We start from the raw sequence: 12864 nt of genomic DNA, 5'->3' as shown, positions 1-12864 counted from the left end.
CCCCCCCCCCCCTGTTTCACGCATACGCCGCAACACGCGATAGGATCTGGCGTGACTGGTGTTCAGCGGTGTGCTCTTCCGAGCGGCGCCGGCGGCCGACGGCGGTCGCCGCGGGCGTCGGCCCCGCGATCGTCGCGCTGGCCGCGCTCGCCGGCTGCACGGGCGGCGGCCCGGAGCCGCCGGCCGCGACCGCGGGCCCGACGGCGAGCCCGACCGCGAGCCCGACCGCGGCGCCGACGCAGGCGCCGTCGTCGCCGAGCGCCTCGCCGTCGCCCAGCCCGTCTCCCAGCCCGTCCCCCAGCCCGTCAGCGACGACGGACCCGCTGGCCGGCTGGACGGTCGAGGAGAGGGTCGGCCAGGTGCTCATGGTGGGCGTCGACGTGGCCGCCCCGGGCGAGGTCACGCGGGAGGCGCTCGTCGAGGACCACGCGGGCGGGCTGTTCCTGCACGGCCGGTCGGGGGCGAGCGTCGAGGCCGTCCGGGCGCTCGTGGACGGCTACCGCGCGGACGCCCGCGAGGGCTCGCGCGTGCCGCTGCTGGTGGCGACGGACCAGGAGGGCGGCCAGGTCCAGGTGCTGCAGGGTCCGGGCTTCTCGGGGATGCCCAGCGCCACCGCCCAGGCCCAGCGCGACCCCGCCGCGCTGCGCCGGGACGCCGCGGGCTGGGGCGCGGAGCTGCGCGCCGCGGGCGTGGACGTGAACCTCGCGCCGGTGGCGGACCTCGTCCCCGCGGCGTCCGCGGCCGGCAACCCGCCGATCGGCGCGTTCGACCGCTCCTACGGCTTCACGCCGGCCTCCGTGGTGGCCGGGGCGGGCGCGTTCGCCGGCGGGATGCTCGACGCCGGGGTGGTCCCCACGATCAAGCACTTCCCGGGCCTGGGCGAGGTCACCGAGAACACCGACACGTCCGAGGGCGTCACCGACGACGTCACGGGGGCCGACGCGGAGTCCGTGGACGTCTTCGGCCAGGTGATCGCCGCGTCGCCGGGCGCCTGGGTGATGACCTCGACGGCGGTCTACGCCCGCATCGACCCGGACGCGCCCGCCGCGTTCTCCCCCGCCGTCGTGGACGGGCTGCTGCGCGACCGGCTCGGGTTCGACGGCGTCGTCGTCACCGACGACCTCTCCGGCGCGCAGCAGGTGCAGCCGTGGTCCCCCGGCGAGCGGGCCGTGCGCGCGATCGCGGCGGGCAACGACGTCGTGCTCGCCTCGGCGCAGCCGGGGGTGGCCGACGAGATGGCCGACGCGCTCGTGCAGCGGGCGCAGGACGACCCGGCGTTCGCCGCGCAGGTGGACGAGGCGGCCCGCCGGGTCCTGGCGGCCAAGGCGGCGCTGCCCCGCTGACGTCCAGCCCGCCGAGATAGAGAGGCCCCCCGCCGAGATAGAGAGCTCTCTATCTCGGCGGGGGGCCTCTCTATCTCGGCAGAGGGCGGCGGAGAGGTCAGTGGCCGCCCGAGACCAGGAAGGTCAGGCCCAGCGCCAGCACGCCGACGACGACGCCCAGGCACAGGGTCGCGCCGACCATCCGCGGCATGGAGCGGCGCGCCGGCGCCTGCGGTGCGCCGTCGGCGACGGCAGCGGCCGGCTGCGTGAGCAGCCGCAGCCCGAGGGCGAACAGGGCCGGGATGCCGGCGCCCACCACGAGGCCGGCCACGGCCACCTGGGCGAGCGCGCCCCACTCGATGAAGTCGCTCATGCGTGCACCTTCTCCTTGGTCGAGGCGGTCGTGGCGGCCGCGGCGACGGCGGCGAACGCCTCCGGGTCGGTGACGGGGGCGGCAGCGGACGGAGCCGCGGCCGTGCCGTCCCACTCGTCGTTGACGTTGGTGTGGTCCACGGGCTTGCGGCGCGAGATCAGCCAGATCGCGGTCGACACCGCGACCAGGACGAACGTGACGGCCAGCACGCCGGCGGTGCCGCCGAGGCCGGACTCGAGCCAGTGGCACAGCGCGCCGACGAGGCCGGCGGCCGGCAGCGTGAGCAGCCACGCGGCGAACATGCGCCCGGCGACGCCCCAGCGCACCTTGGCGCCCGGCATGCCGACGCCGGAGCCGAGGATCGAGCCGGTCGCCACGTGCGTGGTGGACAGCGAGAAGCCGAAGTGGCTGGACAGCAGGATGACGGCGGCCGAGGAGGTCTCGGCGGACATGCCCTGGCGGGTGTCGATCTCGACCAGGCCCTTGCCCAGGGTGCGGATGACCCGCCAGCCGCCGAGGTAGGTGCCGACCGCCATGGCGAGGGCGCAGGACACGATCACCCAGAACGGCACGCCGGAGTCGGCCGGCACGGCGCCGCCGGCGATGAGCGCCAGCAGGATGATGCCCATCGACTTCTGCGCGTCGTTGGTGCCGTGCGCGAGCGAGACCAGCGAGGCGGAGCCGACCTGGCCCCAGCGGAAGTGCCGGCTGGTGGCGTCCTGCGGCAGGCCGCGGGTCAGGCGCGCGACGAGCCACGTGCCGGCCGCGGCGACGCCGATCGCGATCACGGGCGCCAGCAGGGCGGGGACGAGCACCTTGGACAGCACGCCGCTCCACAGCACGCCGCTGGTGCCGACGGCGGCCAGCACGGCACCGATGACACCGCCCACCAGGGCGTGCGACGAGCTCGACGGGATGCCGAGCAGCCAGGTGACGAGGTTCCAGACGATGCCGCCGACGAGGCCGGCGAACACCACGGGGAGCGTGATCACGTCCGCGTCGACCAGGCCCTTGGCGATGGTGGCCGCCACGGCCAGCGACAGGAACGCGCCCACGAGGTTGAGCACCGCCGACAGGGCGACGGCGGTCTTGGGCTTGAGAGCCTTCGTGGCGATGGAGGTCGCCATCGCGTTGCCGGTGTCGTGGAACCCGTTCGTGAAGTCGAACGCGAGGGCCGTCACGACGACGAGCACCAGGAGAATCGTCTCGGTCACGAGTCACCATGGTGGGGCGTGCGCAGGTCACACCTTGGACGTTTGCCCAGGTCGCGATCCAAGGTTCCGCGAGAGTTCACCTGCTGTTCATGTTGATTCCCGTGCCCGGCCCGTGCGGCCGGGTAGCGGCGCTCAGCCCTCGCCCAGCCCCAGCACGTCGAGCAGCCACGCGTTCTCCCAGGCCACCTGCTCCCAGCGCGCGTACCGGCCCGAGACGCCGCCGTGCCCGGCGGCCATCTCGATCCGCAACAGCACCGGCGCGCCGGCCGCCCGCAGCCGCGCCACCCACTTGGCCGGCTCGACGAAAAGCACGCGCGTGTCGTGGAACGACGTCGTGGCGAGGACCCGCGGGTAGTGCGTGGCGTCGTCGGGCACGTTCTCGTACGGGGCGTACCCCTTCATCACCGCGTAGATCTCCGGGTCGTGCAGCGGGTCGCCCCACTCCTCCCACTCGGTGACCGTCAGCGGCAGCGTGGGGTCGAGCATCGAGGTGAGCGGGTCGACGAACGGCACGGCCGCGTGCACGCCGGCGAACAGGTCCGGCGCGAGGTTGACCACGGCGCCCACGAGCAGGCCGCCGGCGCTGCCGCCCTCGGCCACCATGCGCTCCGGCGTCGTCCACCCCGCGTCGACGAGGTGGCGGCCCACCGCCACGAAGTCGCCGAACGTGTGCGGCTTGGCGGCCATCTTGCCGTCGTCGTACCAGCGCCGGCCCAGCTCGCCGCCGCCGCGCACGTGCGCGACGGCGAACACCACGCCGCGGTCGAGCAGCGACAGCCGCGGCACCGAGAACCACGGGTCCATCGAGATCTCGTACGAGCCGTACCCGTAGAGCAGCAGCGGCGCCGGCTCGGCGCGCGTGCCGGCGCCGTCGAGCGTCACGGCGTCGCGCCGCCACACCAGGGAGACGGGCACCCGCGTGCCGTCCTCGGCGGTGGCCCACTCGCGCAGCTGCACGTAGCGCTCGGGGTCGTAGCCGCCGAGCACCGGCTGCCGCTTGAGCAGCGTCATCTCCCCGGTGGCCAGGTCGAGGTCGTGCACGCCGGGCGGCGTCACGAACGACTCGGTGACCACGCGGACGGACGGCTGGTCCCACTCCGGGCTGGCGCCGAGGCCCACGGTGAACAGCGGCTCGTCGAGCTCCAGCTCGCGCACGGGCAGCCGGCCCGCGGCGCCGGCGGCCGCGCGGCCGAGCGCCGCGACGTCGACCACGCCGACGCGGGTCAGCGCCTCGCGCCGGTAGCCGAGCACGACGTGCGTGGCGAACGCCTCGACCGCGTCCAGGCGCACGGCCGGGTCGTGCGGCAGCACGACGACGGCCGCGGCCGGGTCGAGCGGCGCGCCCGCGCCGTCCCGGCCCGGCACCGGCGTCACGACCAGCTCGAAGTTCACGGCGCCGTCGTTGTGCAGGACGAGCAGCACGTCGCGCGGCACGCCGCCGCCGTCGGCATCACCGGACACGCCGCCGGGCAGCACCGCGTGCTCCACGGTGTACTCCACGCCCTCGCGGCGGGCCCACACCACGCGCGGCTCGGCCTCGGGGGCGGCGACGTCGACCAGCCGCGCCTCGCTGGTGAGCTTCGCGGCGGCCTCGATCACCACGAACCGCTCCGAGCGCGTGACGCCCACGCCGACCCAGAACCGCTCGTCGGGCTCGTGGAACACCACCACGTCGTCGCCCACCGGCGTGCCGACCTTGTGGCGCCAGACCTTGTCCGGCCGCCACGCCTCGTCCACGGTGAGGTAGAAGACGTACGCGCCGTCCGGGGTGAACGCGGCGCCGGGCGCGGTGTCCTCGACGACGTCGGGCAGCTCCTGCCCGGTGGTCAGGTCGCGCAGGCGCAGCGTGTACCGCTCGTCGCCCTGGGTGTCGACCTGGTACAGCAGCCGGGAGCCGTCCGCGGAGACGTCCGAGCCGCCGAGGGCGAAGAAGTCGTGCCCGCGGGCCTCGGCGTTCTCGTCCAGGAGCACCTGCTCGCCGGCCGGGACCTCGCCCGGCTCGACGCGCGGCGGCGTCCGGTCGCCGGCCTGCGCGGGCACCCGGGCGTGGATCGCGTACTGCTCGCCCTCGACGGTGCGCGAGTAGTACCAGTACCCGCCCTGGCGCACCGGCACCGACAGGTCCGTCTCGAGCGTGCGCTCCTTGGTCTCGGCGAAGAGCCGCTCGCGCAGCGGCGCCAGGTGGGCCGTGCGGGCCTCGGCCCAGGCGGTCTCCGCCTCGAGGTGCGCGACGACGGCGGGGTCCTCGCCGTCGCGCAGCCACTCGTAGTCGTCGGTGAAGGTGTCGCCGTGGTGGGTGCGCGCGGTGGGGCGGCGCTCCGCCACGGGAGCGACGGGCTCGGGCTGCAGGGCGGTGTCGGCGTCGGGCACCCGGCCAGGCTACGCGGGAGGGCCGTCGCGCCCCGTCCGTGACCTCCGCGACTCGCGCGCGTGACATCCCCGTGTCATGCCGGTCACACAGCATTCCTACACTCGCGCCACGCTCGCTGCGGTACATGACCCATTCAGGCTCGCTGAACGGGCTGCCGCGGGCGCGGCTTCGGGCGACCCCCGAGGCGGAGGACGACTCGACGACGGAGGACCCCGCCGATGACAGCGGACCGACCGACCCGCCACCCACGGGCAGGCACCGGGGGGCGACGCCTCCTGGTCTTCCTCGCGGCCCTGGCCGTGCCCGCCCTGCTCGCCCTCGCGCCGGCCCAGGCGGCCCAGCCGGGCCAGCCGGCGCGGGCGGTCGCGGCCGCGGCCGCCGCGTGCGAGCCCGACGACGCGACGGCGTGCGTCGCCGTCCTGGTGCTCGGGGCCGAGAACGCCCGCGTGCCCGGCGCGGAGGCCACGGTCAGCGGCCCGGAGGGGTTCACCGCCGACGTCACGACGACCGCCGACGCGGTCTCCGTCACCGTGCCGCAGCCCGGCGCGTACACGGTGGAGCTCGACCCGGCCACGCTGCCGGCCGACGCCCCGCTGCCGCAGGGCGCCGCGACGACGATCGAGGTGACCGCGCAGACCGGCTCGACGGCGCGCGCCGCGTTCCGCGTCGGCGAAGGGGCCGCGGCCCCCTCCGCGCCGGCGTCGGGCGCCGCGTCGTCGCCGGCGACGCCGGCGGGCGGGGCGGACGCCGGGAGCACCACGACCACGCCGGAGGGCGACGCCTCGACCGGGTCCATCACCCCGGCGCAGGTGTGGCAGCAGCTCGGCTCGGGCCTGCGGTTCGGCCTGCTGCTGGCCCTGGCCTCGGTGGGGCTGAGCCTCATCTACGGCACCACGGGCCTGTCGAGCTTCTCGCACGGCGAGCAGGTGACGCTCGGGGCGCTGATGGCCTTCCTGACCATCAACTCCTGGGGCCTGCACCCCGTGCTCGGCGGCGTGGTCACCGTGGCCGTGTGCGCCGCGACGGGATGGCTGCAGGACGCCGGGATCTGGCGGCCGCTGCGCCGGCGCGGCACCCCGCTGACCCAGCTGATGATCGTGACCATCGGCCTGTCCATCACGCTGCAGTTCCTCATCCAGCTCGTCGTCGGCGGCGGGTCGCAGCGGATCCTCACGTCCAACCCGCGCCCGGTGACCGTCGGGCCGTTCACGCTCACCGAGGCGTCCTGGTGGTCCATGGGCATCGCGCTGGCGGTCATCGTCGCCATCGCCGCGTTCCTCACCCGCACCCGCGTCGGGCGAGCCACGCGCGCCGTCTCCGACAACCCGGCGCTCGCGTCGGCCACCGGCATCGACCCCCACAGGATCGTGCGGATCGTCTGGGTGATGTCGGCGGGCCTGGCGGGCCTGGCGGGCATGCTGCTCGGCGTCGTCTTCGGCTCGTTCAACTGGATGATGGGCATGCAGATGCTGCTGCTCATGTTCGCAGCGACGACGCTCGGCGGGCTGGGCACCGCGTACGGCGCGCTCGTCGGGTCGATCGTCATCGGGCTCGTGGTCGAGCTGTCCAACCTCGTGCTGCCGAGCGACCTGCGCTACGCCTCGGCCCTCGTGATCCTCATCCTCGTGCTCCTCGTGCGACCCCAGGGCATCCTCGGGCGCCGCGAGCGGATCGGCTGAAAGGGGCCTCGCCATGGAGTGGAGCCGCATCCTCACCCAGGTGCTCGGCGAGCTGGTCGCCCCGACCACCGCCGCCTACGCGCTGGCCGCCATCGGCCTCAACCTGCACTTCGGCTACACGGGCCTGCTCAACATGGGCCAGGCCGGGTTCATGCTGCTCGGCGCCTACGGGTTCGCGATCGCCTCGATGCACGGCGCGAGCGTCGTCGTCGCGCTGCTGGTCGCGATCGCCTGCGGCGCCGTGTTCGCCGCGATCCTGGGCATCCCCACGCTGAAGCTGCGCGGCGACTACCTCGCCATCGTGACCATCTCGGCCGCGGAGATCATCCGCATGGTCGGCCGGTCCACCATGTTCGACGACTGGACCGGCGGCTCCTCGGGCCTGCGCGGCGACCAGTTCACCGCGGGCTTCCAGGCGCTGTCGCCGCTGCCGGACGGCCGCACCACCGTCGGCCCGCTGACCTACCTCAACAACGGGTTCGACTCCTGGTGGCTGCGGCTGGTCGCCTGGGGCGTGGTGGCCCTGGCCGTCGTGTTCGTCCTGCTCGTGACCCGCAGCCCGTGGGGCCGCGTGCTCAAGGGCATCCGCGAGGACGAGGACGCCGTGCGAGCGCTCGGCAAGAACGTGTTCGCGTACAAGATGCAGGCGCTGATGCTGGGCGGCGTCATGGGCGCCGTGGCCGGCGTGCTGTACACGCTGCCGCGGTCCGTGCAGCCGGACGGCATGGGCCGGTCGATGACGTTCTTCGTCTGGACCGTGCTGCTGCTCGGCGGCGCCGCGACCCTGTTCGGGCCGGTGCTCGGCTCGATGCTGTTCTTCGCCCTGTACATGCTGCTGCGCGCCGGCATGCGCGTCGCGCTGCCGGACGGGTTCATCTCCGCCACCCAGATCGAGCAGGTCGGCGGGATGCTGGTCGGCGTCACGCTGATGGCGCTGGTGATCTTCCGACCACAAGGGATCCTCGGGAACCGGAAGGAGCTGGCGTTCGATGTCCGCTGAGATGTCCGCAGACGAGACGCTGACCGAGCCCGCCTCCGCGGAGGCCGTGCAGGTCGCCCGCGACCTGACGCACGTCGAGCCGCGCGTGGGCGTGGCCAAGCCCGACGCCGTCCTCGTCGTCGACGGCGTGCAGCGCCGGTTCGGCGGCATGACCGCCGTCGACGTCGACCACCTGGAGATCCAGCGCGGTGCGATCACCGCGCTGATCGGCCCCAACGGCGCCGGCAAGACCACCCTGTTCAACCTGCTCACCGGCTTCGACACCCCGAACCAGGGCAGCTGGTCGTTCGAGGGGCGGTCGCTGGCCGGGAGGTCCGGTGCCGCGGTGGCCCGGGCCGGCATGGTGCGCACGTTCCAGCTCACCAAGGCGCTGTCGCGCCTGACGGTGCTGCAGAACATGCTGCTGGCCACGCCGCGGCACCCCGGCGAGCGGCTGGGGCTGTCCTGGCTGCCGTTCGTCTGGCGCGCCCGCGAGCGGGAGGCCACCGCGAAGGCGCTGGAGATCCTGGCGCGGTTCCGGCTCGACGCCAAGAAGGACGACTTCGCCGGCTCGCTGTCCGGCGGCCAGCGCAAGCTGCTCGAGATGGCGCGCGCGCTGATGACCGACCCGACCGTGATCATGCTCGACGAGCCGATGGCCGGCGTGAACCCGGCGCTGGTGCAGTCGCTGCTCGGGCACGTCCAGGCGCTGCGCGACGAGGGCATGACCGTGGTGTTCGTCGAGCACGACATGCACGCCGTGCGGCACATCTCCGACTGGGTGGTGGTCATGGCCGAGGGCCGGATCGTCGCCGAGGGGCCGCCCGGCACCGTCATGCAGGACCAGGCCGTGGTCGACGCCTACCTGGGCGCCCACCACGACACCGACCTCGGGGACGACGCGCTGCTCGACCCCGCCGTGCTGGCCCGGCTCGAGGCCGAGGAGACCGGCCGCAACCAGGAGGAGCGATGACCGAGACCGCCACCGCCACCGCGCCGTCGTCGGACGCCGCGCGCCCCGCGGGCGAGCCGCTGCTGCGGGCCGACCACCTGGTGGCCGGCTACGTGCCCGGCGTCAACATCCTCGACGGCTGCTCGATCGAGGTGGCCAAGGGCGAGCTGGTGGGCATCATCGGGCCCAACGGCGCCGGCAAGTCCACGCTGCTCAAGGCCCTGTTCGGGCTGGTGAGGATCCACTCCGGGTCGGTCACCCTGGGCGGCGAGGAGATCACCGGGATGCGGGCCGACCAGCTCGTGGCCCGCGGCGTCGGCTTCGTGCCCCAGACCAACAACGTGTTCCCCTCGCTCACCGTCGAGGAGAACATGCGCATGGGCGTCTACCTGCGGCCCCGGGCGTTCCAGGAGCGCTGGGGCTTCATCACCGACCTGTTCCCCACCCTCGGCGAGCGCCGCGCCCAGCGGGCCGGCGCCATGTCCGGCGGCGAGCGGCAGATGGTCGCCATGGCCCGCGCGCTGATGATGAACCCGTCGGTGCTGCTGCTCGACGAGCCGTCGGCGGGCCTGTCGCCGGTGCGCCAGGACGAGACGTTCCTGCGCACCCGGATGATCAACAAGGCCGGCGTCTCGGTGGTCATGGTGGAGCAGAACGCCCGCCGCTGCCTGCAGATCTGTGACCGCGGCTACGTGCTCGACCAGGGCCGCGACGCCTACACCGGCACCGGCCGCGAGCTGCAGTCCGACCCCAAGGTCATCTCGCTGTACCTCGGCACGCTGGCCGAGGACGTCGACAAGGCCTCCGGCCCGGCCGCCTGAGCCTGCTCCGACGCTGGACGACGACGGCGCCGCACCTCTCGGGAGGTGCGGCGCCGTCGTCGTGCCCGGGGCCGGCAGGCCGGGGACGGCGGACGGCCCGGCCACCCCTGCCGGGGCGACCGGGCCGTCGTCGTGAGCGGGCCGTCAGCGGGTCAGCCGACCGTGCCCTCGATCGCGCGGGTCCACGAGTTCGTGTTGTCCGCGGCGTAGGAGTACACGCCGATGAACGCCGACGACGGGTCGTTGTCCGCGTTGAGCGGGCCGATGCCGGACTTGCCGGTGTACTGGATCTCGTCGCCCGACTCGAGCGCCTCGACGCAGTCGGCGTACGTGGTGCACTCGGTGCCGCCCTCGGAGCCGGAGACGGCCTGGATGTTGTCGGAGATCGTCTGGCCGTCGGTGGCGCCGCCGCGCACCGCGGCGAGCGCGGCGAGCATCACGGCGTCGTACGACTCGGCCGCGTAGGAGAAGTCGCTGAGCGGCTCGCCCTCGTTCTCCTCCCACCAGCCGGAGACGGCCTCGCGGAACTCGCCCTCGGCCTGCGCGCCCGGGATGGTGCCGACCACGCCCTCGAGCGTGCCGGCGTCGAACTGGTCGGCGTACGAGGCGGTGTTGCCGTCGCAGAAGTACGTGGTGCCGTCGAAGTCCCAGCCCTGCGCCACGAGCTCGTTGACGATCGCGACGGTCTCCTCGAACGCGACCACCACGATCGCGTCGGGCTTCTGGGCCAGCGCGGAGGTGACGATGGCGGAGAAGTTCGACTCGCCCGGCTGGAACTCCTCGCCCGCGCCCGTGGCGCCGTAGACGACGGACCCGCCGCCGGCCTCGATCGCCTTCTGGACGTTGTCGCGCAGGCCGGTGCCGTACGACTCGTTCTGGGCCAGGATCGCCACGTTGGTGTGGCCGTCGTCGAGCACGAGCGACCCGAGCGCCGAGCCCTGCACCGTGTCCGGCGGGGCGGTGCGGCTGAACAGCGGGTTCACGCCCGACAGGTCGGTGGCCGTGTTGGCCGGGGAGATCTGCATGACGCCGGCCTCGTTGAGCGTCGGCTGCACGTTCTGCGACACCGACGACGACGCGGCGCCGATCACGACGGAGACGTCCTGGCTGATGAGGTCGGTGGCGGACTGCGAGGACACCGTCATGTCGGTGCTGTCGCCGGAGTCGGCCTGGGCGAGCTCGACGTCGCTGCCGAGCACGCCGCCCGCCTCGTTGATCTCGTCGACCGCGAGGCCGACGCCGGCGATCTCCGGCGGGCCGAGGAAGGCGAGCGTGCCGGTGACGGGCAGCAGGGTGCCCACCTTGAGCGGGTCGGCGGCGGCGCTGGAGCTCGCGCCGCCGGTCCCCTCCTCGGTGGTGCTGGAGCAGGCCGCGAGGCCCAGGCTGAGGATCGCGGCGAGCGCGAGACCCCTGGCGGCCGTGGTGCGTCGGATCATGCTGGTTCCCTTCGGCGGGGTGCCATGTCCAAGCGGCGAATGCCGCATGTAGTGGCGCTGAAGGTAGCCAGGACGTGTGTCGGCCGTGTGACGTCCACGTCACGCCGCACGGTCGTGACAAGACCGTGACCTGGACCGTCGTGGTGCCCCGGGCACCCGAGGTACCCGGGCACGCCGCGGCCCGACGGCGGTGCACCGCGCGGGTGCGCCGCCGTCGGGCCGTGGGTGTCGTGGGCTCAGCGAGGGCCCGGGGAAACGGCTCAGCGGAACTGCGTGAACTCCGCCGTGCGGGGGTCGGCGCCGATGCGGCCCGCCTCGCCCTGCTCGAGCCCGTCGATGCGGTCCATCTGCTCGTCGCTGAGCTCGAACGAGAACAGGTCGATGTTGGTGGCCTGGCGCTCCGGCGACTTCGACTTGGGGATGACCACCCGGCCCTGCTGCACGTGCCAGCGCAGCACCACCTGGGCCGGCGTCACGCCCAGCTGCTCGGCGATCTCCACGATCGCCGGGTCCTCGAGGTCGCCGCCCTGGCCCAGCGGGGAGTAGGCCTCGACGACGATGCCGAGCTCGCGGCAGCGCTCCTGCACCTCGCGCTGCTGGAAGGTCGGGTGCACCTCGATCTGGTTCACGACGGGCACGACGTCGGTCTCCTCGACGAGCCGGTCGAGGTGCTCGACCAGGAAGTTCGAGACGCCGATGGAGCGGACCCGACCGTCGCCGAGCAGCTTCTCGAAGGCCTTCCAGGTCTCCACGTACTTGTCCTGGGCCGGCGACGGCCAGTGGATGAGGTAGAGGTCGACGACGTCCAGGCCGAGCGCGCGGCGCGAGTCCTCGAACGCCGCCAGCGCCGAGTCGTGGCCCTGGTCGCCGTTGCGGAGCTTGGTCGTCACGAAGTAGTCGCCGCGGTCCAGCGCGCTCTCGGCCAGCGCCGCGCCGACGCCCGCCTCGTTGTAGTACGCGGCCGCGGTGTCGACGTGGCGGTAGCCCAGCTCGAGGGCGGAGCGGACGTTGTCCTGGGTCTCGACGTCGGGCACCTGGAAGACGCCGAGGCCGACCTGCGGGATCTGGACACCGTTGTTCAGGGTGAGGGAAGGAACGCTCATGCGTCCCAGGGTGGCGTCGGACCGCCGAATCCGCCACCAGGGGAATTTGGCCCTCAGGGCTGGCGGGCGCCCGGTGCGGTCGCGTAGCGTTACCGCCGTTGCAGTGTCTTGCTTGTCCCGGACCCTCACCGGTCCTGCGTCGGAGGCCGCGCCGTAGGAGCGCGCGGCGGACGGCGAACCTTGTTTCACCAAGAGTTGACGACGAACACCGTGATGGAGCGGCCCCGGAAGTCGGGGTCGTCACCTCTTGAAGGAGAACAGGTCCATGGCTTTCGGGACTGTGAAGTGGTTCAACGCTGAGAAGGGCTACGGCTTCATCGCCCCCGAGGACGGCTCGGCTGACGTCTTCGCCCACTACTCGGCCATCCAGTCGAGCGGCTACCGCTCGCTCGAGGAGGGTCAGCGCGTGGAGTTCGACACCACGCAGGGCCCCAAGGGCCCGCAGGCGGAGAACGTCCGCCCGCTCTGATCCCCCCGCTCCGGGCTCGCCCGGACGACGGATCCTGACGACGGCCGGTCGCCCAGCAGGGCGGCCGGCCGTCGGCGTCCCCGGGGCCGAGGACCCTGCCCGACCTCCGCCACGCACAGGGCACGGGCGCGGCGACGGGAACCCC

General features: G+C 73.7%; 12 protein-coding genes. 6 read left to right on the top strand and 6 right to left on the bottom strand.

Annotated elements, in window-relative coordinates:
• Positions 1-16: 16 nt before the first annotated feature.
• Positions 17-367, bottom strand: a complete 351-nt coding sequence (locus U5M74_RS11625; RefSeq protein ID WP_410909110.1) for a hypothetical protein — start codon at positions 365-367, stop codon at positions 17-19.
• Here U5M74_RS11625 and U5M74_RS11620 point away from each other — a divergent pair.
• Positions 366-1343, top strand: coding sequence for a glycoside hydrolase family 3 N-terminal domain-containing protein (locus U5M74_RS11620; protein ID WP_410909115.1), 978 nt, complete (start codon positions 366-368; stop codon positions 1341-1343). The two genes, U5M74_RS11625 and U5M74_RS11620, sit on opposite strands and share 2 nt — an antisense overlap.
• A 97-nt stretch (positions 1344-1440) precedes the next feature.
• Here the strand turns inward: U5M74_RS11620 and U5M74_RS11615 are convergent, their stop codons facing one another.
• From U5M74_RS11615 to U5M74_RS11605, 3 genes are all read right to left on the bottom strand, one after another.
• The gene (locus U5M74_RS11615) at positions 1441-1695 is read right to left on the bottom strand and encodes a hypothetical protein (RefSeq protein ID WP_410909109.1); all 255 of its coding nucleotides are present in this window, start codon (positions 1693-1695) and stop codon (positions 1441-1443) included.
• A complete protein-coding gene (locus tag U5M74_RS11610) occupies positions 1692-2909 on the bottom strand; it encodes an anion permease (RefSeq protein WP_410909108.1) in 1218 nt (405 codons plus the stop codon). The genes U5M74_RS11615 and U5M74_RS11610 overlap by 4 nt, the downstream gene beginning before the upstream one ends.
• A 132-nt stretch (positions 2910-3041) precedes the next feature.
• Positions 3042-5279, bottom strand: coding sequence for a S9 family peptidase (locus U5M74_RS11605; RefSeq protein WP_410909107.1), 2238 nt, complete (start codon positions 5277-5279; stop codon positions 3042-3044).
• A 219-nt stretch (positions 5280-5498) separates the two neighbouring features.
• Between U5M74_RS11605 and U5M74_RS11600 the strand changes: the two genes are divergently transcribed.
• The 4 genes from U5M74_RS11600 to U5M74_RS11585 are packed head-to-tail and all read left to right on the top strand — an operon-like array spanning position 5499 to position 9711.
• Positions 5499-6959 carry a branched-chain amino acid ABC transporter permease gene (locus U5M74_RS11600; RefSeq protein ID WP_410909106.1) on the top strand — a complete coding sequence of 487 codons (1461 nt, stop codon included), beginning with the start codon at positions 5499-5501 and terminating at the stop codon, positions 6957-6959.
• A 13-nt stretch (positions 6960-6972) separates the two neighbouring features.
• Positions 6973-7959: a branched-chain amino acid ABC transporter permease gene (locus U5M74_RS11595; protein ID WP_410909105.1), complete on the top strand. Its 987-nt coding sequence runs from the start codon at positions 6973-6975 to the stop codon at positions 7957-7959.
• Positions 7949-8911, top strand: coding sequence for an ABC transporter ATP-binding protein (locus U5M74_RS11590; protein ID WP_410909104.1), 963 nt, complete (start codon positions 7949-7951; stop codon positions 8909-8911). The genes U5M74_RS11595 and U5M74_RS11590 overlap by 11 nt, the downstream gene beginning before the upstream one ends.
• The gene (locus U5M74_RS11585; RefSeq protein WP_410909103.1) at positions 8908-9711 is read left to right on the top strand and encodes an ABC transporter ATP-binding protein; all 804 of its coding nucleotides are present in this window, start codon (positions 8908-8910) and stop codon (positions 9709-9711) included. Before U5M74_RS11590 ends, U5M74_RS11585 begins: the two co-directional genes overlap by 4 nt.
• 152 nt (positions 9712-9863) lie before the next feature.
• Here U5M74_RS11585 and U5M74_RS11580 read toward each other — a convergent pair whose 3' ends face one another.
• Positions 9864-11147 carry an ABC transporter substrate-binding protein gene (locus tag U5M74_RS11580; RefSeq protein ID WP_410909102.1) on the bottom strand — a complete coding sequence of 428 codons (1284 nt, stop codon included), beginning with the start codon at positions 11145-11147 and terminating at the stop codon, positions 9864-9866.
• A 260-nt stretch (positions 11148-11407) separates the two neighbouring features.
• Positions 11408-12250 carry an aldo/keto reductase gene (locus U5M74_RS11575; RefSeq protein ID WP_410909101.1) on the bottom strand — a complete coding sequence of 281 codons (843 nt, stop codon included), beginning with the start codon at positions 12248-12250 and terminating at the stop codon, positions 11408-11410.
• A 265-nt stretch (positions 12251-12515) separates the two neighbouring features.
• On the opposite strand from U5M74_RS11575, the gene U5M74_RS11570 reads away from it, so the two are divergent.
• Positions 12516-12719 carry a cold-shock protein gene (locus U5M74_RS11570; protein ID WP_069982863.1) on the top strand — a complete coding sequence of 68 codons (204 nt, stop codon included), beginning with the start codon at positions 12516-12518 and terminating at the stop codon, positions 12717-12719.
• Positions 12720-12864 lie beyond the last annotated feature (145 nt).

Origin of the sequence: Puerhibacterium sp. TATVAM-FAB25 (assembly GCF_046535855.1) — a bacterium.
Taxonomy (GTDB): domain Bacteria; phylum Actinomycetota; class Actinomycetes; order Actinomycetales; family Cellulomonadaceae; genus Puerhibacterium; species Puerhibacterium variabilis_A.
The sequence above is the reverse complement of the archived record's forward strand: the minus strand, read 5'-3'. Positions and strand labels throughout refer to the sequence as shown.

Bases quoted from the DNA above. Each gene is read 5' to 3' on its own strand.
- U5M74_RS11620 (WP_410909115.1), top strand. From the start codon at position 366: ATGGTGGGCGTCGACGTGGCCGCCCCGGGCGAGGTCACGCGGGAGGCG.
- U5M74_RS11625 (WP_410909110.1), bottom strand. From the start codon at position 367: ATGAGCACCTGGCCGACCCTCTCCTCGACCGTCCAGCCGGCCAGCGGG.
- U5M74_RS11615 (WP_410909109.1), bottom strand. From the start codon at position 1,695: ATGAGCGACTTCATCGAGTGGGGCGCGCTCGCCCAGGTGGCCGTGGCC.
- U5M74_RS11600 (WP_410909106.1), top strand. From the start codon at position 5,499: ATGACAGCGGACCGACCGACCCGCCACCCACGGGCAGGCACCGGGGGG.
- U5M74_RS11595 (WP_410909105.1), top strand. From the start codon at position 6,973: ATGGAGTGGAGCCGCATCCTCACCCAGGTGCTCGGCGAGCTGGTCGCC.
- U5M74_RS11590 (WP_410909104.1), top strand. From the start codon at position 7,949: ATGTCCGCTGAGATGTCCGCAGACGAGACGCTGACCGAGCCCGCCTCC.
- U5M74_RS11585 (WP_410909103.1), top strand. From the start codon at position 8,908: ATGACCGAGACCGCCACCGCCACCGCGCCGTCGTCGGACGCCGCGCGC.
- U5M74_RS11580 (WP_410909102.1), bottom strand. From the start codon at position 11,147: ATGATCCGACGCACCACGGCCGCCAGGGGTCTCGCGCTCGCCGCGATC.
- U5M74_RS11575 (WP_410909101.1), bottom strand. From the start codon at position 12,250: ATGAGCGTTCCTTCCCTCACCCTGAACAACGGTGTCCAGATCCCGCAG.
- U5M74_RS11570 (WP_069982863.1), top strand. From the start codon at position 12,516: ATGGCTTTCGGGACTGTGAAGTGGTTCAACGCTGAGAAGGGCTACGGC.